Source organism: Pseudomonas sp. GW821-FHT01C01, assembly GCF_059422645.1.
The window spans coordinates 1-21,979 of record NZ_JBWKXF010000038.1 but is presented as its reverse complement, the minus strand read 5'-3'; the positions used below and the strand labels follow the sequence as shown (position 1 = coordinate 21,979).

The following is a 21,979-nucleotide window of genomic DNA, read 5'->3' as shown; positions in this document are numbered from 1 at the left end:
GGGTTTACTCACTTTGGTAGAGCCGATGTTAGGCGTTTGTCAGGGGCGCAAATATCGGCCCGCGGGATAAACACTGTTGCCGGATGACCCATGAATCGAAACCGTAGTCATGACCTTTTCAACGCACAGCACCGACGGCGCACAATAGCCTTGGCCGCTTCGACACAGTTCTGGAGAAAGCATGAAAGTTGGTGTGATTTCCGATACCCATGGATTGCTCCGCCCCGAAGCCCTTGCTGCCCTGGAGGGATGCGAGCAGATCATTCACGCAGGTGACATCGGTAGCCAGGAGATTCTTGATCGACTGGCATCTATCGCGCCTCTGCACGTCGTACGTGGCAACAATGACCGGGAGGCACGTTGGGCAGAGAAGCTTCCCGAGCTTCTGCGTTTTAACCTCAACGGATGGCAGATACTGTTGGCGCATGACATTGCCGATGTCCCGGAAGAGCTTGATGCAGATATACAGCTGGTCATCACCGGCCACTCCCATAAGCCTTGCATTGAATGGCGCGGCAAACAGCTTTATCTCAATCCCGGTAGTGCGGGACGGCGGCGTTTCAAGCTGCCGGTGACGCTGGCTCTGCTTGAAGTATTTGAGGCTTCAATTGAGCCACGACTGATTTACCTTCTCGAATGACTCGCGTTATCGGTGGTGGGGCGCTCGCGCGTTTCATCGGAAAGTCTCGGTGGTCGCTTGCTGTAGTGGCCTATAGCCGCTAAACGTTAGGAGGTGTATGGAGAGGGTGTGAAGATGATTTCGAGATTTGTTGTCGTGCCTGCAATCCCAACTGAAACGGGACCCATGCGTAGCGGATCACGCTTCTACTGCCAGACGGCGCCTATAGGCTTCAACCTCTACGACAATCAGGAGAAGCTGCGGCTGAAAACTACCTATCAGGCCCGGGCAGAAGCCGAGAGTGAGTGCCAGCGGCTTAACGTGGAGCGGCTACAACGTGTCACCCATCATGGTCAGACTCTGGGCCCTAAGGTGAAAGCGGCGGATCGGGACATGTAGCCGTTCAGACGAACTGGCGCATCAGCCACTGATCAGATACTGCGTTTTGGTGAACTGGAGTTCGGCACCGGCACCTTAGGGGCTCGTCGAACAGGACAGTGGCGGAGCTCAGACTTATTGCCAGTGAGGACGTAACGGTCAAGGCGATGCATAAGCAAGGGCACCGAATGAAAGGCATTCTCGAACACCTGCGGTGCTGGGCTAAAAATCTCAAGCGTCAAACCATGGTGCTCTGGTTTTGTTATCAGCATCCACAAACCCCATGGCTGCCCAAGTGGATTTCAGTTTTTGTGGTGGCTTACGCACTGAGTCCAATCGATCTCATTCCTGATTTCATTCCCGTAATAGGCTATCTGGACGACGTAATCATTCTGCCTCTGGGCATTCTGCTCGCCATCCGCTTGATGCCACCTCTTGTGCTTGAGGAATGTCGGCTAAAGGCTGGCAAGTGGGAGGAAAACCATGTGAAGCGCCCAGTGAGTAACGTGGCGGCGGTGCTCATCGTTCTGATTTGGTTAGCAGCCCTGGCGGGCGCTTGGTTCGCCTATAAACACTACTAAGTAGCAGCGCTCTAATTGCCTTTCGCAGAATGCTGCACGCCAGTGCACTGAAGCCCCCCCGAATCTTGCTTTCTCGTTGGCCACGTCCCAGTGTTTTCTCAGCATTATCGCGGTCATACGTTTGCCGTGCCGGCTCACAATCAGATAGTTCGAGACGTGCCGAGTATTGCGCTCGGTCAGGCAGTGATGTGTCTATGCCTGAATTCCTGCCTCACCCTGTGCCGCTTGCAGCGCTCGCTCCTCGGTCAGCGGCGTGAAAATTGGCTGCGTACCACTGGCGTGGAAATAAAGAAAGTAGTGGCCGCAATCATCCAGCAATATCCGATACAGCTCCGATTGTCGGAAGTTGTTTCCAATCCAAATGCTTTCTTTAAAGATCTCGAAGGATCTGACCCCATGCTGTTGCATTGTGGCTTCAAAGGCTTCGTAAAGTTCTTCTCTGCGGCGACGGTTGTTTCGAGCATTCAGGCGAAAGAAAACCACCATCAGCGGAGCGTAAGCGAGCAAAAGTATCACGGTAGCTATTGGCCACATGCCTTGCACTCCATGTTCGCTTAATCGATATGAGAGTCAGTGTAGGCGTGGTTTCCAGCATCCAGCGTTGAGCGACGATGTGCATCTGAGTGAAGAGCCCATGACAGGCTCTTCGTGAATGAACCGGGAACCTTACAGGCTATCGCGGACGGATTGCCCATTAACCAGGCGTGAGATTCCGAGAGGGTTGGCATCTTTCAAGGCATCGGGTAGCAATGTATCCGGGAAGTTCTGGAAGCATACCGGGCGCAAGAACCGATCGATAGCCAGCGTGCCCACCGATGTACCGCGCGCATCTGACGTCGCCGGATACGGCCCGCCATGCACCATCGAATCGCAGACTTCGACGCCGGTCGGATAGCCGTTGAGCAGGATCCGTCCGACCTTTTGCTCCAGCAGCGGCGAGAGTTCGCCGAACTGTTCGAAGTCCTCCGGCTCGCCAATGATGGTCGCCGTCAGTTGCCCGTGCAGGCCGTTCAACGCAGCACGGAGTTGCGCCTGATCTGCGACCTCGACGAACACTGTGGTCGGTCCGAACACTTCTTCCTGCAGCACTTCATCGCCATTGATCAACAAGCTGACATCGGCCTTGAACAGTTGCGGCTGGGCCTGATTGCCCTGTTGCGCAGTGCCAGCCAGGTGCTCGATGCCGGGATGCGCGAGGAGCTTCTGCAAGCCGTTACCATAGCTGCTCAAGGTCCCGGCATTGAGCATGGTTTGCGCCGGCTGATCGCCGATGAAAACCGCGACCTGCTGCATGAACGCACTGAACTGCGGCGAGCGAATACCGATCACCAAACCTGGGTTGGTGCAGAACTGGCCGCAGCCCTGAACCACTGAAGCGGTCAGGTCACGGGCGACCGACTCTGACCGCGCTTGCAACGCCTGCGGCAGCACGATCACCGGGTTGATGCTCGACATCTCGGCGAACACCGGGATGGGTTGTGGACGCGCAGCAGCCATGTCGCATAACGCACGACCGCCCTTGAGCGAGCCGGTGAATCCCACCGCCTGAATCGCCGGATGCTTGACCAGCGCTTCGCCGACCCCGCCGCCGTAGATCATGTTGAATACACCGGCTGGCATCGCCGTTTTTTCCGCAGCGCGGATGATCGCGTCCGCGACCAGCTCGGCAGTGGCCATGTGACCACTGTGGGCCTTGAACACCACCGGGCAACCGGCGGCCAATGCCGATGCGGTGTCGCCCCCCGCCGTGGAAAAGGCCAACGGAAAGTTGCTCGCACCAAATACCGCAACCGGGCCAAGGCCGATGCGGTACTGGCGCAGGTCCGGACGCGGCAACGGTAAACGATCAGGTAACGCCCGATCGATCCGCGCACCGTAGAAATCCCCGCGACGCAGGACCTTGGCGAACAGGCGCATCTGGCCGCTGGTGCGACCGCGCTCGCCTTGAATACGTGCGGCGGGCAGCGCGGTTTCGCGGCTGACCAGTGCCACAAAATCATCGCCCAATGCATCCAGCTCATCGGCAATGGCATCGAGAAACTGCGCGCGACGTTCGGCGCTCAGGCTGCGATACACCGGGTAAGCGGCAGCCGCGAAATTGGCAGCGGCGTCGACTTCTTCAAGGGTGGCCTGGTGGAAACTGTATGGCAGGTTATCGCCGGTGTTGGCATCAACGCTGTTGACGATGACAGTGCCAGCAGCGCTGCGCTGACCGCCGATGTAGTTGTGGCCGATAATCGTGGACATTTCTGGCTCCAGAAAAGGATGTTCGAATCCCCCTTGCGGGGATTTCAAGGCTAGAGGGGAGGAGGGCAGGGATTCAGGTAACGGCGCCGATCTGCCAGGGCACGAATTCGTTCTGCCCGTAACCGTGCTGCTCGCTCATGCTGCGTTCACCCGAAGCGATGCGCAGCATGAGTTTGAAGATGGCTTCACCGCATTCTTCGATGGTCATGGTGTCTTCAGCGATCTCGCCGCAGTTGATGTCCATGTCTTCGCGTTGGCGGTTCCACAACGCGGTATTGGTTGCCAGTTTGATCGATGGGGAAGGGGCGCAACCGTAGGCCGAGCCACGTCCGGTGGTGAAGGCAATCAGATTGGCGCCACCGGCGACCTGGCCTGTGGCCGATACCGGGTCATAGCCGGGGGTATCCATGAACACCAGGCCTTTGGCGCTGACTGTCTGGGCATATTCATAAACATCGACCAGGTTGCTCGACCCTGCTTTAGCGACAGCACCCAGTGACTTCTCCAGGATGGTGGTCAAACCTCCAACCTTGTTGCCGGCCGAAGGGTTGTTGTTCAGTTCTGCACCCATGCGCTCGCAATACGCCTCCCACCATTGAATCCGTGCAATGAGTTTTTCGCCCACTGCGCGGTTGACTGCCCGGCGGGTCAGCAAGTGTTCGGCGCCATAGATTTCCGGCGTTTCAGAAAGGATTGCCGTGCCGCCACAGGCGACCAGTCGGTCCACTGCATTACCCAGCGCGGGGTTGGCGGTGATGCCGGAATAACCATCCGAGCCACCGCATTGCAGGCCAATGATCAGGTGCCTGGCACTGACGGGTTCACGTTTGACCTGGTTAGCTTCCTCAAGCAACGCCTTGACCTGAGCGATGCCGCTGGCGACTGCTTTGGATGTACCGCCGCTGTCCTGGATGCTGAAAGTGCGCAGCGTATCGCTGCGGCTCAGACCCTGGGTGCTGAGCAGCCCTTCGATCTGGTTGGTTTCGCAGCCCAGCCCGATCACCAGCACAGCGGCGAAGTTGGCGTGGGTCGCGTAGCCCGCCAATGTACGGCGCAGCAACGCCAGGCCTTCGCCGGTGGGGTCTACGGCGCAACCGGCGGAGTGGGTCAGGGCGACCACGCCATCGACGTTGGGGTATGCCAGCAATGCGCCAGGGTTAATGTCCCGTCGGAAGTGGTCGGCTATGGCGCGGGCGACGGTGGCCGAGCAATTCACAGAGGTCAGGATACCAATGTAGTTTCGGGTAGCCACGCGACCGTCCGGGCGTACGATCCCCATGAACACAGGCTCGCTGTTCAACGGCTTGTCGGGTTTCACATCGAGGCTGAACGCATAATCACGGGCAAAATCGCCCATGGTCAGGTTGTGCACATGCACGTGGTCACCAGTCTCGATAATCTCGGTGGAAAAACCGATGATCTGCCCATAGCGACGCAGGGCCTGGCCTGCATCAATGCGACGTGCGGCGATCTTGTGACCGGCGGGTACAGGCTGGCGTACGGTCACGCCTTCCTGTTCAAGGACTTCACCCGGTATCAACGGCCGACGGGCGATCAATACATCGTCCAGAGGATTGAGGCGCAGGACGGCGGCTGCACCGGTTTTCATGATCAATTCCATCGGAAACTCTCTGGCTATCAAGCGTGGGAGGTCGCTGGCCAACAGGCCGCGCCATACCTTTGTTGCTGCACTATAAGAGCCCCCGGATGCTGCTGCCTAATGAGACCTTTGGATTGATCGATAACTTTTTCTCATCTTATTTGCCGTTAATGACAAAAAAACTCCTCAGTGATCGGCAGTTTCCCGTCGCAGCCTGGCGAATTCCAGCAAGGTGTCGGCGAATTCGCGGGCCGCTTCGGTCAGTGGTTCGTCCTTGCGCGTGATGATGCCGTAGTCCTGAGGTTCGACCTTGAACGGCGTGTTGAGCACTTTAAGCAAGCCACTTTGAACCTGCGACTGCACCATGGATTCGGGCAACATCGCGAGCATCGGTCCTGATTGCAGGAGTTGCAGGAAGGTGGGCATCGAGATGGTTTCGACGGTGTTGGTGGGCGTGCGCATGTTGAATTCGGTGAAGGCGCTTTCCATCCGGCGCCGTATGGGGGCATTGAAGGGGTACATCACCCAGGGCCAGTCGCTCAGTTGCTCGGTAGCCACTTCGTCGAACTGCGCGAGGGGATGGCGACTGTTGACCACCAGACAAAAGGGTTCAGGTCCGAGTGCACGGAAGTCGAACGGTTGCTGATAACGCTCATCCGTGAAGCGGGCAATGATCAAATCGAGCTTTTTGTGTTCAAGCATTTCCAGCAGTTGATTGCTGGTTTGCTCGATCACTTCGATGGACAGCATGGGGCGGTCCAATTTGATCCGGGTGATCGCCTCGGGCAGCACGATCGAGGTCGCGGCGAAAATCGCGCCGACCTTCAAATGACCATGTCCACCTTTGCGCAATTTATTGAGTTGATCGACGAATGACTGCGTGTCGTCGAGCGTCATCCGGGCATAACGGACCACGAACTCGCCAAGTTCGGTCAGGGCCATGCTGCGGGTTTGCCGTTCGAACAACGCAAAACCGAGTAACAGCTCGACGTCGCGCAACATCTTGCTGATGGCTGGCTGTGTCAGATTCATCAGTTCGGCAGTGGTGTGCATGTTGCGGGTCTTGGCCAAAGTGTCGACCAATATCAAATGCTTGATCTTCAGCCATTTGCTCACGCTGGCGAATGAAATCTCGTCGTTTTCCATAAAGGGGCTCGATCTGGTTGATAACGAAACGATATCAAACACTGAAAATATGTCATTGGGATTTATCAGACAAGTCCACTAGTTTTGCCGGGTCGTCATCGAATTGACCTGGACCTATATATGCCGCATCTGAAATTGACCTGTAAAAACACCCTGCCGATCGATGGGCTGGAAGGCACTCTGATCGGTCGTGCCTGGGTGCCGGGGGAGGCCGCCGGCCCCTCGCCAGTAGTGCTGCGCGCCGACGGTGTGTTTGATTTGTCGCAGGTGTTCCCGACATTGAGTGATCTACTGGAAAGCGCTTCACCGCTTGAGGCTGTTCGCAGCACCCGCGGTGAATACATCGGGAGTCTTGAGGCATTGTTGGCCAATACGGGCCCCGGGTCCGATCCCGCCAAGGCGTTTCTGTTGCCGCCGGCTGACCTGCAGGTGATCAAGGCTGCCGGTGTGACATTCGCTGCCAGCATGATTGAACGCGTGATTGAAGAGCAGGCGGGTGGTGATGCAGTCAAGGCCGAAAGTGTACGCAGCCTCGTCAAAGCGGCTATTGGCGACAACCTGAGTTCGATCAAACCGGGTTCAACCGAAGCCGCCCGGCTAAAGGCCTTGTTGATCGAGCAGGGGCTTTGGTCACAATACCTGGAAGTCGGCATCGGCCCTGATGCCGAGATATTCACCAAGGCCCCCGTTCTCGCTTCCGTCGGCAGTGGTAATGAGGTGGGTATTCATCCCAAATCGAAATGGAACAACCCTGAGCCGGAAATAGTCCTGGCGGTAAACAGCCGTGGCCGGATACAAGGCGTAACCTTGGGCAACGACGTCAATCTGCGCGACTTCGAAGGCCGCAGCGCTTTGCTGTTGAGCAAAGCCAAGGACAACAATGCGTCATGTGCGATCGGCCCGTTTATTCGCCTGTTCGACGAAGGCTTTTCTCTGGATGATGTGCGCCGCTGCGTGGTCGACCTGGTCGTTGAGGGTGAAGACGGTTTTATCATGCGCGGCAGCAGTTCGATGGAGCAGATCAGTCGCGACCCGCTTGAGTTGGTCGCGCAGACTGTGGGCAGCGATCACCAGTACCCGGACGGCTTCATGCTGTTCCTAGGCACGCTGTTCGCCCCGACACAAGACCGTGAAGAGCCGGGCAGTGGCTTCACTCACAAGCCGGGCGATAGCGTTAGCATCGGGAGCCCGTTGTTGGGCACGCTTCACAATCGCGTCACCTACAGCAATGAAGCCACACCCTGGACGTTTGGCCTGCGTGCATTGATGGGCAACCTGGCCGCTCGCGGTCTGGTGGCAGGTAAATCACTCCACTGATTTGCCTGCCAGAGGTTCCTGGCGGATAAAAACAGTGGTCGCTGGACAATAATAATAAGGCACACAAATGATGACCAAAAACACGACAAGACCGGATCATGCGGCAGCCATCGAGAGCGCCATTGCCAAGTGTCGATGGAAGCTGTTGCCGTTCCTCGCTTTAATGTTTGCCCTGGCAATGATCGATCGCTCCAACGTCGGTTTCGCCAAGGCGGCACTGCAGACCGATATCGGCTTGAGCAATGCGGCCTTCGCCCTGGGTGCGGGTATTTTCTTTATCGGTTATGCCATCTTCGAAGTGCCGAGTAATCTGATGTTGCACCGCGTCGGTGCGAGAGTCTGGCTCAGCCGGATCATGATCACCTGGGGGCTGGTGTCCGCCGCCATGATGTTCACCCGGGATGAAACAACGTTTTACGTGCTGCGCTTTTTGCTCGGCGTGGCCGAAGCGGGCTTTTCACCGGGTGTCATCCTGTACCTGACCTACTGGTTCCCGGCCCAGCGTCGCGGCCAGGCCATCGGTATCTACTATTTTGGCCTGCCAATGGCCTTGATGTTAGGCAGCCCGTTGTCGGGCTGGTTGTTGGAAATGCATGGGATATTCAACCTGACCAACTGGCAGTGGATGTTCCTGGTGGAAGGCCTGGCGGCGGTCGTCGTGGGGATCATTGCGCTGTTCTACCTCAAGAGCAAACCACAGGACGCCCCTTGGCTCACCCGCGAAGAGAAAGCGGCCCTGAGCCAGGAGATCGAGGTTGAAGACAAGCTCAAGCTGGCCCATGGCCCGACCAACCTGCTGGGTCTGATGCGCAACAAGCGGGTGTTGAAGTTCATCCTGATCTACTTCAGCGTTCAGGTCAGTGTGTACGGGGTCATCTTCTACTTGCCGACGCGCATCGCGGAGCTGCTGGGGACCAAGGTCGGCTTGGAGGTGGGCATGTTCATTTCATTACCATGGCTGTGCGCTGCCATCGCCATGTACTTTGTGACGCGTTATGCCGACCGGCATGGGGCTCATCTCAAGATGGCCATGTGCATGCTGGGCATGGCTGCGCTGGGCATTGCGGCCTCAGCCTTGCTCAACAGTTTTGCACCGGTACTGCTGGCTTTCTGTTTCGCAGCCGCCGGTTTCGTGACCGTTCAACCGCTGTTCTGGACACTGCCGACCGGCTACCTCGGCGGGGTTGCCGCGGCCGGTGGTATTGCCCTGATTGGCTCCATGGGCAACATCGGCGGCTTTGTCGCACCAATGCTCAAGGCCAATATGGAGGTCTGGTTCACCGATCCACGGGCTGGAATGTTGTCGCTGTCGGCAGCGGGGTTGGTGGGTGTTTGCCTGCTGTGGACATTGCGCGCGCCAAAGGGGCAACTGCAGGTCAATCAAGCTCCGCTGGACGGAGTGGCGAGTAGTGCCCGAGTACCTTCGAACCCTTGAAATCACAATAGACCGATAAAAATAGCCGAAGCCTTTTAAGGTCTTCGGCTTTTTTTTGTCCATAAATCCTGCCGGCGTCCGGCATCCGTGCGGTTTTGTGCAAGTCAGCTTTCGTCTTTGGTAATTGGTGCCTCGCAGCCATCCCCCTATCTTGAGTGGGCGATAACACCCGGCAATGATCGGGTGTTGCTCAAGAGCTCTGTCCTACAAGAAGCGTTTTCGCTACCTGCCAATAAAAAACGAGCCTGGGAACAATCATGAAACTCTACGAACTTTTCGGTTACGACCGTCACGGTGCAATCAGCGAGCTCGACACTGCGCTCAACAAAGGAAAGCTCAACACCAAGGACGTCAGTTTTTCCGCGTTGGGGTTCAACGCGCCGGCCTGGGTGGCCGCTTCTTCGATGTCGATCCTCTATTCGATCTCTGGTCACCAGGCACCGCTGGCGATCCTGATTGCGTTTTTCTTTCCCATGTTGGTGCTGGCCGTGTGCATGGTTTCGCTGACACGTCAGGCACCATCGGCAGGGGGCATCTTTACCTTTTGTTCGCGTTTCCTGCATCCGGATATTGGCTGCGTCCTGGGCTGGACCTATGCCGTTGCCTGCATCGCCGTCACGCCGATGTGTGCGTTGATTGGCTCCGAGTACATTCAGGCGCTGATTCCTTCTCTCGCTGGCGAACTCAACGCGAAGATCATCGGTACGTTGTTGATCGTGACCTTCTTTGCGGTGTCGGTACGTGGTGTCGGTGTGACAGCGAAGCTCGCCAGTACCTTTCTGGTTTTCGAAATCGCCGTGGTCGCCGGGCTCGGTTTCATGGGGTTGATCCATCCCCAGGTCGAGAACCTGTCGTTTGCCTCGATGTATTCGCTGCAAGGCGCCGGTGGTCTGGCGGCGATTGGCCCGGGCGTGCTGTTTGGTGTGTGGATGCTGGCGAACTTCGATTCGGCCATTAACTACATCGAAGAGGCACGCGTACCGGTTCGCACCGTGCAGCGTTCACTGTTGATCGTGCTGACCTCGGCCTTCGTGATTTACAGCCTGGCGGCCATCGGCTGGCAATACGCGGTTCCGGTGGAGCAGTTGGCTGCCATTGTTGAAAACGGCAACGGCGGGCCGATCGCCGCTGTCGCCAATGTCTACCTGCCACCGGCCATGGCCTGGCTGGCGCTGTTCGTAGTGATTACTTCGGCGTGCGCCGGCTTGCAGATTTCTTCCAATTCATCGGCGCGCACGCTGTATCGGATGAGCGAGGAGGGGCATCTGCCGGGTGCGTTTAGCGCTGTCAACCGTTTCAAGGCACCGTGGTTCACCCTGGGGCTGGTGTCGCTCGCCGGCATTGCCTTGCTCTGGTGGAAACCGCTGGACAAGATCGTTTGGTATTACGACGTGGTCACTATCACCCTGGTGATGTCCTACATCTCGGCGCTGGCAGCCTTCATGGTCATGACCTGGAAACAACACAAGGCACGCACCGCAACACTGCTGTCGATCCCCGCATTGCTGGCGCTCTTTGTACTCGCCTACATCGGTTACACCGCGGGCGCCAACCCGGTCTCCCCGGACGACCTCTATACCGCCTGGTATTTGGGCGCGCTGTCCCTGGTGAGTGGCGCGCTGATCGTGCTCTCGGGTAAACGCCGCCGCAGAGGTGCCGGTGTGATGTCGGCGAAGGCGTGATACGTCCTGAACATCCCTTTTTTATCGTCAATTCATCTGCTGATACCCAGGAGTAATCTTGATGGCCAATGACTTTCCGCAACCTCTGGACGCCGCCGTCATCCCCCGTTTTGCAGGCATGCCGAGCTTTATGCGCCTGCCGATATTCACCGATCCTGCAGACGTCCAGATCGCCTTGCTGGGTATCCCCTGGGATGGCGGCACCACCAACCGCGCGGGCGCCCGGCATGGTCCACGGGAGGTGCGCAACCAGTCGAGCATGATGCGCAAGGTTCACCACGTCAGTCATATCGCACCCTATGATCTGGTGCGGGTCGGCGACCTGGGTGACGCGCCGGTCAACCCAATTGATCTGCTCGATTCCCTCAAGCGAATTGAAGCGTTCTATCGGCAGGTCCATGAGGTCGGCACGGTGCCGTTGTCCGTCGGTGGCGACCATCTGGTGACGTTGCCGATTTTCCGCGCCATCGCCCGGGACCGGCCTATCGGCATGGTCCATTTCGATGCCCACTCCGACACCAATGACCGTTACTTCGGCGACAACCTCTACACCCATGGCACACCTTTTCGCCGTGCGATCGAGGAGGGGCTGCTGGACCCCAAGCGCACAGTACAGATTGGTATTCGCGGTTCGATCTATTCGGCAGAAGACGAAGACTTCGCCAAGGACTGCGGTATCCGGGTGATCCATATGGAGGAGTTCGCCGACATCGGCGTTGCCGCGACGATTGCCGAGGCGCGACGTATCGTGGGCGACGAACCGACCTACGTCACCTTCGATGTCGATGTCCTGGACCCGGCGTTTGCCCCGGGCACCGGCACCCCCGAGATCGGTGGCATCACCACGCTGCAGGCGCAGCAACTTATACGGGGCCTGCAGGGCCTGAACCTGGTCGGTGCCGATGTGGTGGAAGTGTCGCCACCCTTTGATGTGGGCGGGGCCACGGCGCTGGTGGGCGCGACCATGATGTTTGAGTTGCTGTGCATTCTCGCCGACTCAATCAAGCGTCGCTCGTAGAAGGAATCGAATGGATGACTGCCTGGCCTGAAAACAAACGCTTTGCCGTGACCTTGAGTTTTGACCTAGATGCAGAAAGCGCCTGGGAACCCTCCAGCCTCGACGGGCGCCGGCTCTCACTGCTGTCGATGGGCGCCTACGGACGTCGTGTCGGGGTGCCGCGGCTGTTGGAGTTGCTGGCCCGCTACGGTGTACGGGCGCAGTTCTATATTCCCGCTCGGGTAGTCGAGATCGACCCCGAGGTGGTCCGCAGCATTGCCGCTGCCGGCCACGGGATTGGTTGCCACGGTTACTTCCATGAGCGTACCGATGAACAGACGCCCGAGCAGAATCTGCAGATTCTCAAAGACTCCAAGGCGCTGCTCGAAGCCACCATCGATCGGCCGGTCAACCATTACCGCGCACCGTTGTGGGAGCTGACACCGGACGTCGTTGACTCACTCATTGCCCTGGGCTTTCACAGCGATAGCAGCTTGATGGGCGATGACCGACCGTACCGCGTCGGTAGCACCGAAAAGAGCCTGCTGGAGCTGCCCGTCAGTTGGTTGCTGGACGACTGGGAGCAGTTCGCCTATTCGGCAGAGCCTGCGGTGGGCAGTGTGATCGAAGACCCGGAAAAGGTCTTTCGACTCTGGTCGGCGGAACTGGAAGGAATGCGTCACTACGGCAGCCATTTCATCCTGACCATGCACCCGCAATTGATCGGCCGCGCGTCACGCATTGCGATGCTGGAGCGGCTGATCCAACAGATTCAACACTATGACGATGTCTGGATCTGCACGCCTGACGATGTCTACTCACGCTGGCAGGCGGGCGATTTGACACTGCCGTTGCATCCTTACTGAGGACGGATCATGAACATACTGGTAACCGGGGCCAACGGATTTCTTGGCCAGGAAGTGGTGCGTCAGTTACTGGCTCAGGGTAACGAAGTGGTGGGCTACGACCGCAGTCTGGTGTGCGCCATCGAACACGCTGCGTATCGTTACGTACAAGGTGATCTGGCTGACCTGGCGAGTTTGCTGGAGAGCTGCCGCAGCCGTCCGGTCAACGCGATCGTTCATACCGCGGCGATCTCGCATCCGGTGGACTCTCGGCGTATTCCCCTGCAAACGGTGTTGACCAATGCACTGGGCACCACCCATGTGTTTGAGTGCGCCCGGCTCAGCGGTATTTCTCGGGTGGTCAACCTCAGTTCCGAATGCGCCTACGGTCCCAACCGGGAAATGGATGTGGTCGATGAGCGCGCGCCCCTTGAACCGACCACGCCGTATGGCTGTACCAAAGTGTTCACCGAAAAGCTCGGTCAGGTTTACAGCGACCTGTACCAGGTCAGCGTGGTGTCTTTGCGGCCGGGTTGGATCTATGGTCCTGGCCAGTTCATGCAGTGCTACCTCAAGAGCATGCTCAGAAGCGCGATCGATAACGAGCCGTGGCATGAGGAGGAGGGCGGCGATTACCGCTTTCAGTACGTGCATGTCGTGGATGTCGCCCACGCTTGTGTACTGGCGGCCACTGTTCAGGAAGAGCGGTTGCAACAACGGGTGTTCAATGTGACGGCCGGCGAGCAGGACAGCTACCGGGCAGTCGCGGCCCAGGTTCGCAAGTTCTACCCCAATGCCCAACTCAGCATCGGCCCCGGTACGTTGAACGTGCTGGATGAAAATGCGCGCTTCGACATTTCGGCGGCGGGCGACCAACTGGGCTACCGCCCCCGGTTCGACCTGCATGAAGGCATTGCCATGTATGCGCAGTGGCTGGAACAGCATCCTTACTAATGGCCTGAAGGCCGGGGTGATTCATGAAAACCTATCTGGTAACCGGTGCTGCCCAAGGCATCGGCCGTGCGGTCGCGCTTGCTCTTGGCGAGCAAGGCAGTCTTGCCGTTCTCAATGATTTGCAGGAAAGCCCGGCGCTGCTGGCCTTGGCCGATGAGCTGCAGGCGCGAGGCGTGGAGGTGCGTCTTGCGCTGGGTGATGTCTCGGACCCCGCAACAGCTGAACGTGCATTTGCCGGGCTGCGACGCCTGGATGTGCTGGTCAACAACGCGGGGTTCTTGCAGGAGGCGCCGCTGAGCGAACTCAGTGTCGAGGCCTGGGATCGGATGATCCGTGTTCATCTCTATGGGGCGTTCCTTTTCTGCAAGCCGGCGGCGGCCCTGATGACACGCCAGGGCAGCGGCGCCATCGTCAATATTGCCTCTGACCTTGGGCAGCTCGGGTGCGCCAATCTCTGCCATTACTCGGCTGCAAAAGGTGGAATCATTGCGCTGACCAAGTCGTTGGCGCGAGAGTTGGCGGCCCATGGTATACGGGTAAACGGGGTTGCCCCCGGCGGCACGTTGACGCCGATGGTCGAACGCCTGGGCGAGGCTTATATTCGCGAAGAAGCGCTGCGATACCCGATGCTGCGCCTGGGAACGGCGCAAGAAATTGCCGCCGCGGTGATCTTCCTGGCCTCGGAGCAGGCCAGTTTCATGACCGGGCAGATTCTGGGCGTCAATGGCGGCGGTGTAATGAACGGCTGACTGCGGTCGCAAGCAAACAAACGAGGAGAGGGCGGCATGCTGGTGAATTTGACGGATGTGGATCTGCGCATGCTGCGGATCTTCTGTGCGATCGTGGACGCCGGTGGTTTTACGGCTGCACAGGTCCCGTTGAACACAAGTCTGTCGCGCCTCAGCGTGCTCGTTCGAGACCTTGAAGTCAGGCTCGGCTACTCGTTGTGCAAACGCGGAAAAAGCGGTTTCCAGTTGACCGAAGAAGGAGAAGAAACCTACGCGGCAGCCCAGGAGCTGTTCGCCAACATCGGGCACTTCCGCCAGCGCACGGCGGTGCTCAGCGGGCGCCATCGGGAGTTGTTGCGCATCGGCACGGTCGACAGCCTGATCACCCTTGAGCACAGCCCTGTACCGGCGGCCATTGCCCAGTTACGTGCTGCGCAACCCGGTGTCCATATCGATTTGCAAGTCATGCGTCCCGACGAACTTGAACAGGCGGTCCTTGAAGAACGCATCCAGGTCGCCGTCGGTGCCTTCCACCACCGATTGTCGGGGCTTCATTATCAGGCGCTGTTCGAAGAGGAACAGCACCTGTATTGCGGCAGCGGACATCCGTTTTTCCAGCGCCTTGATCAGGACCTGACGTATGAAGAGTTAGGCGCAGCGGACTACGTCGACAGAGGCTATGTCGCCGAAAACAAACGACCGTGCGAGCTCAGGTTCGCCAGTGCGGTCAGCGCGTTTTCGATGGAGGCCATTGCGCTGCTGGTCTTTTCCGACACCTACATCGGTTACCTGCCTACCCACTACGCCGCGAACTGGGTCGAGCGAGGCAGGCTTCGATCGATCATGCCGCAACGGTTGGCTTATCGTTCCGCCTTTCATTGCATAACCCGTCAAGGGGTAGAGCAAAAGAGTACGGTAAGCCGGTTTCTAGATAAGCTCACCGCTCATGCAAGGCTTTATCTGCCTTAGATCCCAAGGAGCAAAGCAGGCTGGAAGTTGGCGTAATAGATCCGAAGCCTCTGCTTCATCTGCAACACTCCTCCGGCCTGCACAGGATCTGGTGTGTTGCATCGACCGGTTGAATCCAGAGCCGATTACGTCCTGTCGCGAAGGGCTGTAATCGACCCAAAAAACCATTTTCACGCGCTAACCAGCGATTAGCTGTGTTGAGGTTTTCCTGCATTCTTAATCCAGCTATCAAGCTCTGTAACCATTTTATTGACCTCACTATCTTCCCGCTCCGAGGGGCGAATGATTGCGTTCCAGGCGATGTCCAGGCCGTCATTCAGGGCTGCCCACGCAAGCTCCCCACGCTCAAGGCTGGGGGTCACCAAATCCCGTTGCAATATGCTGATTCCGTATCCTGAACGGACCAGTTCGACGATGGCTTCGATCAACTCCACTGTGATCATGCGTCGCGGCAATAGGCTGGCGGGGGCGAAGAAACGGTCATATTCCCAGCCACTGGCGCGATCGGTCGAATACGTCACCAGGTTGTAAGTCTTGAAGTCTTCCGCATAGATATTTTTCCTTCCCGCAAGGGGATGATCGGTTGCCATGATCGCAATCAAGTCGTCCCGAAAAAGCGGCAACCTGGCGACACCGCTTGGCACCATGCCGTCATCGATAATGGATACATCCAGTCTTCCTTGCATCAGGCTCGCGTAAACGTCATTTCGGGGCACGGTCACCAATGTGATTTCGATGTCTGGCCGGAGACTTGAGTAATGCTTGATGAATTTTGGAATCCAGCGAAACGGGCCGTAAGAGGTGACACCCATGCGTACAAACGCTGTGACGCCACCGGCCATGGACCTGGCCTCAGACTCGGCTTCATTGAGTATTGCGATGATGTCTTTGGCTGCTCGTTCCAGGCGTGCGCCAGCAGGGCTGAGTCTGAGCTTTCCCCCAGATCTTTCGGTCAGGCTCACACCCAGTCGCCGCTCGGCTTCGCGCAGGCGGTGACTGACTGCCGAGGGCGTCAGCCATAAACGCTCTGCAACGGCCGTTACCGAGTCGACCTCCGACAGGGTTTGCAACATCACAAGGTGATCCAGCGTGAGTCTCATGGCGAGCGACCTGAAAATAATTCACAAATTTGCGTAAAATTATGAGCGTGACTTGTTTTTGGTGCCGATGCAATCTGAATCCAGCAGAGCCACTGGAGACCAACAAAAATGACTACCCTGCTTTTCACACCTGCACTAACCCTGGGCGATATCATCGACCTAGAGCGTTACCCCATTACGGATCGCACCAGTTCCGCTTACCTCGCACTGGTTGCTCAAAGTCAGTCGTTGCTGGGAGAAGAAGGCGTTGCAATCTTCCCGGGTTTTGTTCGCAACCAATCGGTTGTCGCGATGGCTGACCAGACGCTTGCCCTGCACTCGCGCATGTTCCATTTTCGGGAAAACCACACGGTTTACTTCAAACCTCAAGATGAAAGCGTTGATCCGGAACATCCGCTACGACGGTTGATGAACACGGCAAAAGACACCGTTGCTTATGCCGATATTCCGGCCGGGCATTTGATCAGGCAGATCTATGAATCGGACGAAGTCCTTGCTTTCATCAAAGATGTATTGGCTCTGGACGCGCTCTATCGCCATGCCGATCCGTTAGCCGCCCTTAACTTGCAGGGCTTCACCGCAGGACAGCAATTGGGATGGCATTTCGATCGTTCCGATTTCAGCGTCACGCTGTCACTCCAGGCTGCGAGCGCCGGTGGGGATTTCGAGTACGTGCGCATGCTGCGCAATGAAAACGACGATTGCTATGACGCGGTCAGTCAATTCCTCGATGACCCGAAAACACAGCAGATAGAGGTTTTGCCTCAAGTGCCCGGAACCCTGACATTGTTCCGCGGCCGCTATTCATTGCACCGGGTGACGCCGGTGGAAGGGGACCGGCTGAGGCTCAATGCGGTGTTCGCGTACGTGGACCAGCCTGACGTTGAATTCAGTGCCTATGCCCGTCATTTGTTCTACGGGCGTACTTGCGTCGATCCATTGGTTTAACTGTCGCCGATAACAACAAAAGCAATTGATTCACGCCTTCGCTTCAAATGTTTGCGCGCGTACCTGTCCATGCTGAATCTGATGGGCTCGTTTGTTCCTGTGTCGCACACAACAGTTCGCTGCCCCCAATAATAATGATTCGGAGCGTCTGATCATGAAAAACAGGAAGAGATTGCTGGCCTCGTTGCTCACCCTTGGCTTGCTTGTCGGTAGTGCTTCAAGCCAGGCGTCAGGATGGTGTGAATCGGGCAAGCCGGTGAAGTTTGCCGGTCTGAACTGGGAGAGCGGGATGCTCCTTACCGACATCATGATGATCGTGCTCAAGGAGGGTTATGGCTGTGCAACGGATCAATTGGTGGGTAACACCATCATTCTTGAGACCGCACTGGCCGGCAACGACATCCAGGTGTTTGGCGAAGAATGGATGGAACGCAGCGAAGTCTGGAAAAAGGCTGCGGCAGCCGGAAAGGTCGTTGGGGTTGGCGCTCCGATCATTGGGGCGACCCAGGGCTGGTATGTGCCGCGCTATGTCGTGGAGGGGGACGCAAAACGCAATAGACCCGCGCAAGCGCCTGAGCTCAAAACAGTCGCCGACCTGAGCAAATACCCGGGCATTTTTCGAGATTCGGAGGAGCCATCCAAAGGTCGCTTCTACAACTGCCCTGCGGGTTGGATCTGTGAGCAGGACAATACCGAGATGTTGAAGGAATACGGTCTGGAAGACACCTTCACAAACTTCCGTCCCGGGACCGGTGCCGCCTTGGATGCGGCTGTTCTGTCCAGCTATAAACGCGGTGAGCCGGTACTGTTCTACTACTGGTCACCGACGCCGCTGATGGGGCAGATCGATGCGATAAGACTGGAGGAAAAGACCGGGGCCAACAAGGACGTCGTCACCATGGTTGGACTCTCCAAGGCTTTTCATGAACAGGCTCCCGAACTGGTCGCGGTACTTGAAAAGGTCAACATTCCCATCGGTCTGCTGAATCAGAACCTGGCGAGAATGACCCGGGAACGCATCGAATCGCCGAAGCTGGCCAGGATGTTCCTCAAGGAACACCCGGAAGTCTGGCATACCTGGGTCGATGAAGGCGCAGCAAAAAAGATCGAGGCATCGCTCTAATCGGCCTCCAGGGCACGGACGCCCACCCTCTGTAACGCCCCGCTGAACACAAACTCCTGACTGCTTCTACACAGAAACGGCGCCTCTTTGCGTCCGGGAATCATGAACATGATCAAATCACGAGCGGCCGTTGCCTTCGCGGCGAACCAGCCTCTGCAAATTGTTGAAATCGATGTAGCACCGCCGCAAGCCGGCGAGGTGCTGGTACGCATCGTTGCGACAGGTGTCTGCCACACCGATGCGTTTACCTTGTCCGGTGCCGATCCCGAAGGAATCTTCCCCGTCATTCTTGGCCACGAAGGCGGTGGCATCGTCGAAGCGGTTGGCGAGGGGGTCACTTCACTGGTGGTGGGCGATCATGTGATCCCGCTCTACACCCCGGAATGTGGCGACTGCAAGTTCTGCAAATCCGGGAAGACCAACCTCTGCCAGAAAATTCGTGCGACTCAGGGCAAAGGCCTGATGCCAGACGGCACCAGCCGCTTCTCCTACAACGGCCAGCCCCTGTTCCATTACATGGGCACCTCGACCTTTTCCGAGTACACGGTGCTGCCGGAAATCTCGCTGGCCAAAATTCCGAAAGAGGCCCCGCTGGAGCAGGTTTGCCTGCTCGGTTGCGGTGTAACGACCGGCATTGGCGCGGTGCTCAACACCGCCAAAGTCGAGGAGGGCGCCAGCGTGGCGATCTTCGGTCTGGGCGGTATCGGCCTGGCCGCCATAATCGGCGCCACCATGGCCAAGGCCGGTCGAATCATCGCGATCGATATCAACCCGGCCAAGTTCGAGATTGCCAGGCAATTGGGCGCTACCGACTTCATCAACCCCAAGGACTACGACACACCGATCCAGGACGTCATCGTCGAGATGACGCAGGGCGGCGTGGATTACTCCTTCGAATGCATTGGCAACGTCCATCTCATGCGCGCAGCCCTGGAGTGCTGTCACAAGGGGTGGGGCGAGTCGGTGATTATCGGAGTCGCCGGTGCCGGCCAGGAAATCAGTACCCGACCGTTCCAGCTGGTGACCGGTCGCGTCTGGCGCGGCTCCGCTTTCGGCGGTGTAAAAGGCCGCAGCGAATTACCCACTTATGTCGAGAGGGCCCAGACCGGCGAAATCCCGCTCAACACCTTCATCACCCACACCATGGGGCTCGAAGACATTAACAAGGCTTTCGAGTTGATGCATGAAGGCAAGAGCATTCGCACCGTCATCCATTTCGATCGCTGATTGAATCGTCCTGGCGTTGAGCATTAGACGTCTCGCGCACAGGCAAACTGCAATGCCCACCCATCTTGTTTTTATAGAGAGAGCATCAAATGAGCATCTTCACTCATGTCACCGTCGGTACCAACGATCTGCAAAAGGCTCGCAGCTTTTACGACAATGTGCTCGGCGCACTCGGGCAGAAACGCATCGCTGATCTGGAAGAAAACGGCTCGATCTGGGGTGAGAATGCCCCGTCCTTCTTCGTGCTGAAACCGGCAAACGGCGCTCCTGCCAGCGTCGGCAACGGTGTCACTGTCAGCTTTGAAGCACCGAATCGTGCCGCAATCGACGCCTTCCACGCGGCAGCTCTGGCCTGTGGCGGCACCGACGAAGGCGCCCCCGGGCCACGGGGCTGGGCACCTGATGCTTATGCCGCCTATGCTCGGGATCTGGACGGTAACAAACTGGCTGCGTACTGTTTCAAGCCTGCTTAAGCTTCATTCGAGCTGCGCATTCACTTCCATGAGCCGGTCAATCCCACATGAGGTTGATTCACTTTTTTCCATTGGATCAAAGCCAATACAGGACGGCAATGGAACATAACCAGCCGATACTGAGGGTGATAGTAAGGTAGATCACCACAAGCATCAGAGGCTGATTCCACATGACACACCTCCCATAACCGCTGTTTTTACATTGCTGCCTGGTAAATTGGGAGCTCGTATGAGCAGCAACGCAATAATCAAGCCATTTGAGTGAAAGTCGCTTGGCCGCAAGTCTTAGGCCTTTAGCCCTGCGTTCCAGGCTACTTGCTGCGGACGAAAGCTGACCCTGAGTCTCCCCCCCAAAAAATGGGATTCCCCATATGTGGGGGGGCATTCGTCCGGATGCCACAGCATCCGCGCTGCTCCTGGATCGGCGGGCACTTCACCGTTCCAAACGAACAGAACACACAGCAGTCACCGGGGTTCGGGCGTAGCAGAGTTTTGCAACTGCCACACTCGTAGAAGAACTGGCAGGCGTCTGTGGGCATGGCTTCCTGCTTGGTGAAACCGCAATGTGGGCAGGTCAACACGGACTCGAGGATGACGGCGCTCATGGTTGCCTCACTTGTGCACGGTGGAGGGAAAACCCGCATTCGTCGTCGCCCTGGTCAACCATAGCGGCCAATGCGCCTGTGATCAGCGAGCCCTTGCCGATCTGTTGAATCATCGTCTTCACCATTGAAACGATCTAACCTAGAGTCACTCTACACTCCGTACCCAGGTACAGAATCAAGGGGTGTGTGATGGCGACAGGGCTGAGTATCGGCAAGTTGGCGGAAGCTGCCGGGGTGAACATCGAGACTATTCGCTATTACCAGCGACGCGGCTTGCTGGATGAGCCGCCAAAGCCGCTCAGCGGTTATCGGCGCTATCTACCGGAGCAAGTCAAACGGCTGCGCTTCATCAAGAGGGCACAGGCACTGGGATTCACGCTGGATGAGGTGGGCGCACTGCTGACACTGGATTCGGCCTGCGCTTGTAGTGAGACTCGGGCATTGGCCGTGCGTAAACTGGCCCTGATCGAGCAAAAGATGGCCGACCTTGCCGCAATGCAACAGGTGCTGGGCGGACTGGTGCGGCAATGCGATACAGGCGGCGGAGCCGCTTGCCCTATCATCGATGCGCTGAACGTGGAGTGATGTTTAGTTGCGGGGCACGATGCATACACTCCCAACTGATTGCAGTCACGTACATGCACCGCTGGAGGCCTTGAATTTAGGTTGACTGACTTCATCGGAGCGTGAAGCAGCCCTTCGCGAAAGGCTGCTTACGACTATGGGATTCAACACACTGGATTTTGTGTAAGCCGGATCTCGGTCAAACCGGCGCTAGCAGCACCTTGGGTGCTGCATTTGAGGCTTGAGGCCGCACACTTCTGTCGGCCGGGTAATGCGCTACAGCGATCAGCCGTTGATGTGATCGGTCGCCTTGGCTTTGCTTACAGCGACAGCGGCTTCAGCCTTCTGTTTCTGGGCAACCTGGTAGGTTTCCATCGAGACTTTCCGGGCCGACTCCATGCGTGCGAAGGTCCGATCACCGCCACCGGTGGCCATCGCCAG

At 57.6% G+C, this 21,979-nt stretch carries 23 protein-coding genes; 16 read left to right on the top strand and 7 right to left on the bottom strand.

Going from position 1 to position 21,979, the window contains the following annotated elements:
* The first annotated feature begins 181 nt into the window (after nucleotides 1–181).
* From AC07XF_RS20580 to AC07XF_RS20570, 3 genes are all read left to right on the top strand, one after another.
* Entirely contained in the window at nucleotides 182–640 is a 459-nt protein-coding gene (locus AC07XF_RS20580) for a metallophosphoesterase family protein (RefSeq protein ID WP_495027906.1), read from the top strand.
* Nucleotides 641–805: 165 nt separating this feature from the next.
* Nucleotides 806–1,018 (top strand): hypothetical protein, encoded by a 213-nt coding sequence (locus tag AC07XF_RS20575; protein ID WP_495027905.1) that lies wholly within the window; start codon nucleotides 806–808, stop codon nucleotides 1,016–1,018.
* Between the two features lie 167 nt (nucleotides 1,019–1,185).
* The gene (locus tag AC07XF_RS20570) at nucleotides 1,186–1,578 is read left to right on the top strand and encodes a YkvA family protein (RefSeq protein WP_495027904.1); all 393 of its coding nucleotides are present in this window, start codon (nucleotides 1,186–1,188) and stop codon (nucleotides 1,576–1,578) included.
* A gap of 192 nt (nucleotides 1,579–1,770) precedes the next feature.
* On the opposite strand, the gene AC07XF_RS20565 is transcribed toward AC07XF_RS20570, so the two are convergent.
* The 4 genes from AC07XF_RS20565 to AC07XF_RS20550 all read right to left on the bottom strand — a co-directional run bounded on the left by AC07XF_RS20565 (nucleotide 1,771) and on the right by AC07XF_RS20550 (nucleotide 6,571).
* The gene (locus tag AC07XF_RS20565; protein WP_495027903.1) at nucleotides 1,771–2,112 is read right to left on the bottom strand and encodes a hypothetical protein; all 342 of its coding nucleotides are present in this window, start codon (nucleotides 2,110–2,112) and stop codon (nucleotides 1,771–1,773) included.
* 132 nt (nucleotides 2,113–2,244) lie between these two features.
* The gene (locus AC07XF_RS20560; protein WP_495027902.1) at nucleotides 2,245–3,825 is read right to left on the bottom strand and encodes an aldehyde dehydrogenase (NADP(+)); all 1,581 of its coding nucleotides are present in this window, start codon (nucleotides 3,823–3,825) and stop codon (nucleotides 2,245–2,247) included.
* 73 nt (nucleotides 3,826–3,898) lie between these two features.
* Nucleotides 3,899–5,446 (bottom strand): UxaA family hydrolase, encoded by a 1,548-nt coding sequence (locus AC07XF_RS20555; RefSeq protein ID WP_495027901.1) that lies wholly within the window; start codon nucleotides 5,444–5,446, stop codon nucleotides 3,899–3,901.
* 165 nt (nucleotides 5,447–5,611) lie between these two features.
* A complete protein-coding gene (locus AC07XF_RS20550; protein WP_495027900.1) occupies nucleotides 5,612–6,571 on the bottom strand; it encodes a LysR family transcriptional regulator in 960 nt (319 codons plus the stop codon).
* Nucleotides 6,572–6,691: 120 nt separating this feature from the next.
* On the opposite strand from AC07XF_RS20550, the gene AC07XF_RS20545 reads away from it, so the two are divergent.
* The 8 genes from AC07XF_RS20545 (at nucleotide 6,692) to AC07XF_RS20510 (ending at nucleotide 15,498) form a co-directional block, all read left to right on the top strand.
* Entirely contained in the window at nucleotides 6,692–7,888 is a 1,197-nt protein-coding gene (locus AC07XF_RS20545; RefSeq protein ID WP_095966154.1) for a fumarylacetoacetate hydrolase family protein, read from the top strand.
* 67 nt (nucleotides 7,889–7,955) lie between these two features.
* On the top strand, nucleotides 7,956–9,323 hold the full coding sequence (locus tag AC07XF_RS20540) for an MFS transporter (RefSeq protein ID WP_495027899.1): 1,368 nt from the start codon (nucleotides 7,956–7,958) through the stop codon (nucleotides 9,321–9,323).
* Between the two features lie 257 nt (nucleotides 9,324–9,580).
* Nucleotides 9,581–11,005, top strand: a complete 1,425-nt coding sequence (locus AC07XF_RS20535; protein ID WP_495027898.1) for an APC family permease — start codon at nucleotides 9,581–9,583, stop codon at nucleotides 11,003–11,005.
* 61 nt (nucleotides 11,006–11,066) lie between these two features.
* The gene (gene speB / locus AC07XF_RS20530; RefSeq protein WP_495027897.1) at nucleotides 11,067–12,023 is read left to right on the top strand and encodes an agmatinase; all 957 of its coding nucleotides are present in this window, start codon (nucleotides 11,067–11,069) and stop codon (nucleotides 12,021–12,023) included.
* A 14-nt stretch (nucleotides 12,024–12,037) separates the two neighbouring features.
* Complete coding sequence (locus AC07XF_RS20525) at nucleotides 12,038–12,868, top strand: polysaccharide deacetylase family protein (RefSeq protein WP_095966151.1); 831 nt, start codon at nucleotides 12,038–12,040, stop codon at nucleotides 12,866–12,868.
* Nucleotides 12,869–12,877: 9 nt separating this feature from the next.
* Nucleotides 12,878–13,801, top strand: a complete 924-nt coding sequence (locus tag AC07XF_RS20520; RefSeq protein ID WP_102674098.1) for an NAD-dependent epimerase/dehydratase family protein — start codon at nucleotides 12,878–12,880, stop codon at nucleotides 13,799–13,801.
* Between the two features lie 23 nt (nucleotides 13,802–13,824).
* Complete coding sequence (locus tag AC07XF_RS20515; protein ID WP_495027896.1) at nucleotides 13,825–14,550, top strand: SDR family NAD(P)-dependent oxidoreductase; 726 nt, start codon at nucleotides 13,825–13,827, stop codon at nucleotides 14,548–14,550.
* A gap of 36 nt (nucleotides 14,551–14,586) precedes the next feature.
* Nucleotides 14,587–15,498, top strand: a complete 912-nt coding sequence (locus AC07XF_RS20510) for a LysR family transcriptional regulator (RefSeq protein ID WP_495027895.1) — start codon at nucleotides 14,587–14,589, stop codon at nucleotides 15,496–15,498.
* Between the two features lie 188 nt (nucleotides 15,499–15,686).
* Here AC07XF_RS20510 and AC07XF_RS20505 read toward each other — a convergent pair whose 3' ends face one another.
* Nucleotides 15,687–16,598 (bottom strand): LysR family transcriptional regulator, encoded by a 912-nt coding sequence (locus AC07XF_RS20505; protein WP_495027894.1) that lies wholly within the window; start codon nucleotides 16,596–16,598, stop codon nucleotides 15,687–15,689.
* A gap of 108 nt (nucleotides 16,599–16,706) precedes the next feature.
* Between AC07XF_RS20505 and AC07XF_RS20500 the strand changes: the two genes are divergently transcribed.
* The 4 genes from AC07XF_RS20500 (at nucleotide 16,707) to AC07XF_RS20485 (ending at nucleotide 20,369) form a co-directional block, all read left to right on the top strand.
* On the top strand, nucleotides 16,707–17,546 hold the full coding sequence (locus tag AC07XF_RS20500) for a HalD/BesD family halogenase (protein ID WP_495027893.1): 840 nt from the start codon (nucleotides 16,707–16,709) through the stop codon (nucleotides 17,544–17,546).
* Between the two features lie 154 nt (nucleotides 17,547–17,700).
* Nucleotides 17,701–18,669, top strand: coding sequence for an ABC transporter substrate-binding protein (locus AC07XF_RS20495; protein ID WP_495027892.1), 969 nt, complete (start codon nucleotides 17,701–17,703; stop codon nucleotides 18,667–18,669).
* 108 nt (nucleotides 18,670–18,777) lie between these two features.
* Nucleotides 18,778–19,896: an S-(hydroxymethyl)glutathione dehydrogenase/class III alcohol dehydrogenase gene (locus AC07XF_RS20490; protein WP_495027891.1), complete on the top strand. Its 1,119-nt coding sequence runs from the start codon at nucleotides 18,778–18,780 to the stop codon at nucleotides 19,894–19,896.
* Between the two features lie 89 nt (nucleotides 19,897–19,985).
* A complete protein-coding gene (locus tag AC07XF_RS20485; protein WP_495027890.1) occupies nucleotides 19,986–20,369 on the top strand; it encodes a VOC family protein in 384 nt (127 codons plus the stop codon).
* Between the two features lie 311 nt (nucleotides 20,370–20,680).
* Here AC07XF_RS20485 and AC07XF_RS20480 read toward each other — a convergent pair whose 3' ends face one another.
* A complete protein-coding gene (locus AC07XF_RS20480) occupies nucleotides 20,681–20,974 on the bottom strand; it encodes a GDCCVxC domain-containing (seleno)protein (RefSeq protein WP_495027889.1) in 294 nt (97 codons plus the stop codon).
* 189 nt (nucleotides 20,975–21,163) lie between these two features.
* Here AC07XF_RS20480 and merR point away from each other — a divergent pair, with 189 nt between their 5' ends.
* A complete protein-coding gene (gene merR, locus AC07XF_RS20475) occupies nucleotides 21,164–21,559 on the top strand; it encodes a mercury resistance transcriptional regulator MerR (protein WP_495027888.1) in 396 nt (131 codons plus the stop codon).
* Nucleotides 21,560–21,823: 264 nt separating this feature from the next.
* Here the strand turns inward: merR and AC07XF_RS20470 are convergent.
* Nucleotides 21,824–21,979, bottom strand: a 156-nt coding sequence (locus AC07XF_RS20470) for a co-regulatory protein PtrA N-terminal domain-containing protein (RefSeq protein ID WP_495027938.1), incomplete at its 5' end; no start/stop codon positions are given.

Coding starts and splice junctions, on each gene's coding strand:
- AC07XF_RS20580 (WP_495027906.1), top strand. CDS start 182: ATGAAAGTTGGTGTGATTTCCGATACCCATGGATTGCTCCGCCCCGAA.
- AC07XF_RS20575 (WP_495027905.1), top strand. CDS start 806: ATGCGTAGCGGATCACGCTTCTACTGCCAGACGGCGCCTATAGGCTTC.
- AC07XF_RS20570 (WP_495027904.1), top strand. CDS start 1,186: ATGAAAGGCATTCTCGAACACCTGCGGTGCTGGGCTAAAAATCTCAAG.
- AC07XF_RS20565 (WP_495027903.1), bottom strand. CDS start 2,112: ATGTGGCCAATAGCTACCGTGATACTTTTGCTCGCTTACGCTCCGCTG.
- AC07XF_RS20560 (WP_495027902.1), bottom strand. CDS start 3,825: ATGTCCACGATTATCGGCCACAACTACATCGGCGGTCAGCGCAGCGCT.
- AC07XF_RS20555 (WP_495027901.1), bottom strand. CDS start 5,446: ATGGAATTGATCATGAAAACCGGTGCAGCCGCCGTCCTGCGCCTCAAT.
- AC07XF_RS20550 (WP_495027900.1), bottom strand. CDS start 6,571: ATGGAAAACGACGAGATTTCATTCGCCAGCGTGAGCAAATGGCTGAAG.
- AC07XF_RS20545 (WP_095966154.1), top strand. CDS start 6,692: ATGCCGCATCTGAAATTGACCTGTAAAAACACCCTGCCGATCGATGGG.
- AC07XF_RS20540 (WP_495027899.1), top strand. CDS start 7,956: ATGATGACCAAAAACACGACAAGACCGGATCATGCGGCAGCCATCGAG.
- AC07XF_RS20535 (WP_495027898.1), top strand. CDS start 9,581: ATGAAACTCTACGAACTTTTCGGTTACGACCGTCACGGTGCAATCAGC.
- speB (WP_495027897.1), top strand. CDS start 11,067: ATGGCCAATGACTTTCCGCAACCTCTGGACGCCGCCGTCATCCCCCGT.
- AC07XF_RS20525 (WP_095966151.1), top strand. CDS start 12,038: ATGACTGCCTGGCCTGAAAACAAACGCTTTGCCGTGACCTTGAGTTTT.
- AC07XF_RS20520 (WP_102674098.1), top strand. CDS start 12,878: ATGAACATACTGGTAACCGGGGCCAACGGATTTCTTGGCCAGGAAGTG.
- AC07XF_RS20515 (WP_495027896.1), top strand. CDS start 13,825: ATGAAAACCTATCTGGTAACCGGTGCTGCCCAAGGCATCGGCCGTGCG.
- AC07XF_RS20510 (WP_495027895.1), top strand. CDS start 14,587: ATGCTGGTGAATTTGACGGATGTGGATCTGCGCATGCTGCGGATCTTC.
- AC07XF_RS20505 (WP_495027894.1), bottom strand. CDS start 16,598: ATGAGACTCACGCTGGATCACCTTGTGATGTTGCAAACCCTGTCGGAG.
- AC07XF_RS20500 (WP_495027893.1), top strand. CDS start 16,707: ATGACTACCCTGCTTTTCACACCTGCACTAACCCTGGGCGATATCATC.
- AC07XF_RS20495 (WP_495027892.1), top strand. CDS start 17,701: ATGAAAAACAGGAAGAGATTGCTGGCCTCGTTGCTCACCCTTGGCTTG.
- AC07XF_RS20490 (WP_495027891.1), top strand. CDS start 18,778: ATGATCAAATCACGAGCGGCCGTTGCCTTCGCGGCGAACCAGCCTCTG.
- AC07XF_RS20485 (WP_495027890.1), top strand. CDS start 19,986: ATGAGCATCTTCACTCATGTCACCGTCGGTACCAACGATCTGCAAAAG.
- AC07XF_RS20480 (WP_495027889.1), bottom strand. CDS start 20,974: ATGAGCGCCGTCATCCTCGAGTCCGTGTTGACCTGCCCACATTGCGGT.
- merR (WP_495027888.1), top strand. CDS start 21,164: ATGGCGACAGGGCTGAGTATCGGCAAGTTGGCGGAAGCTGCCGGGGTG.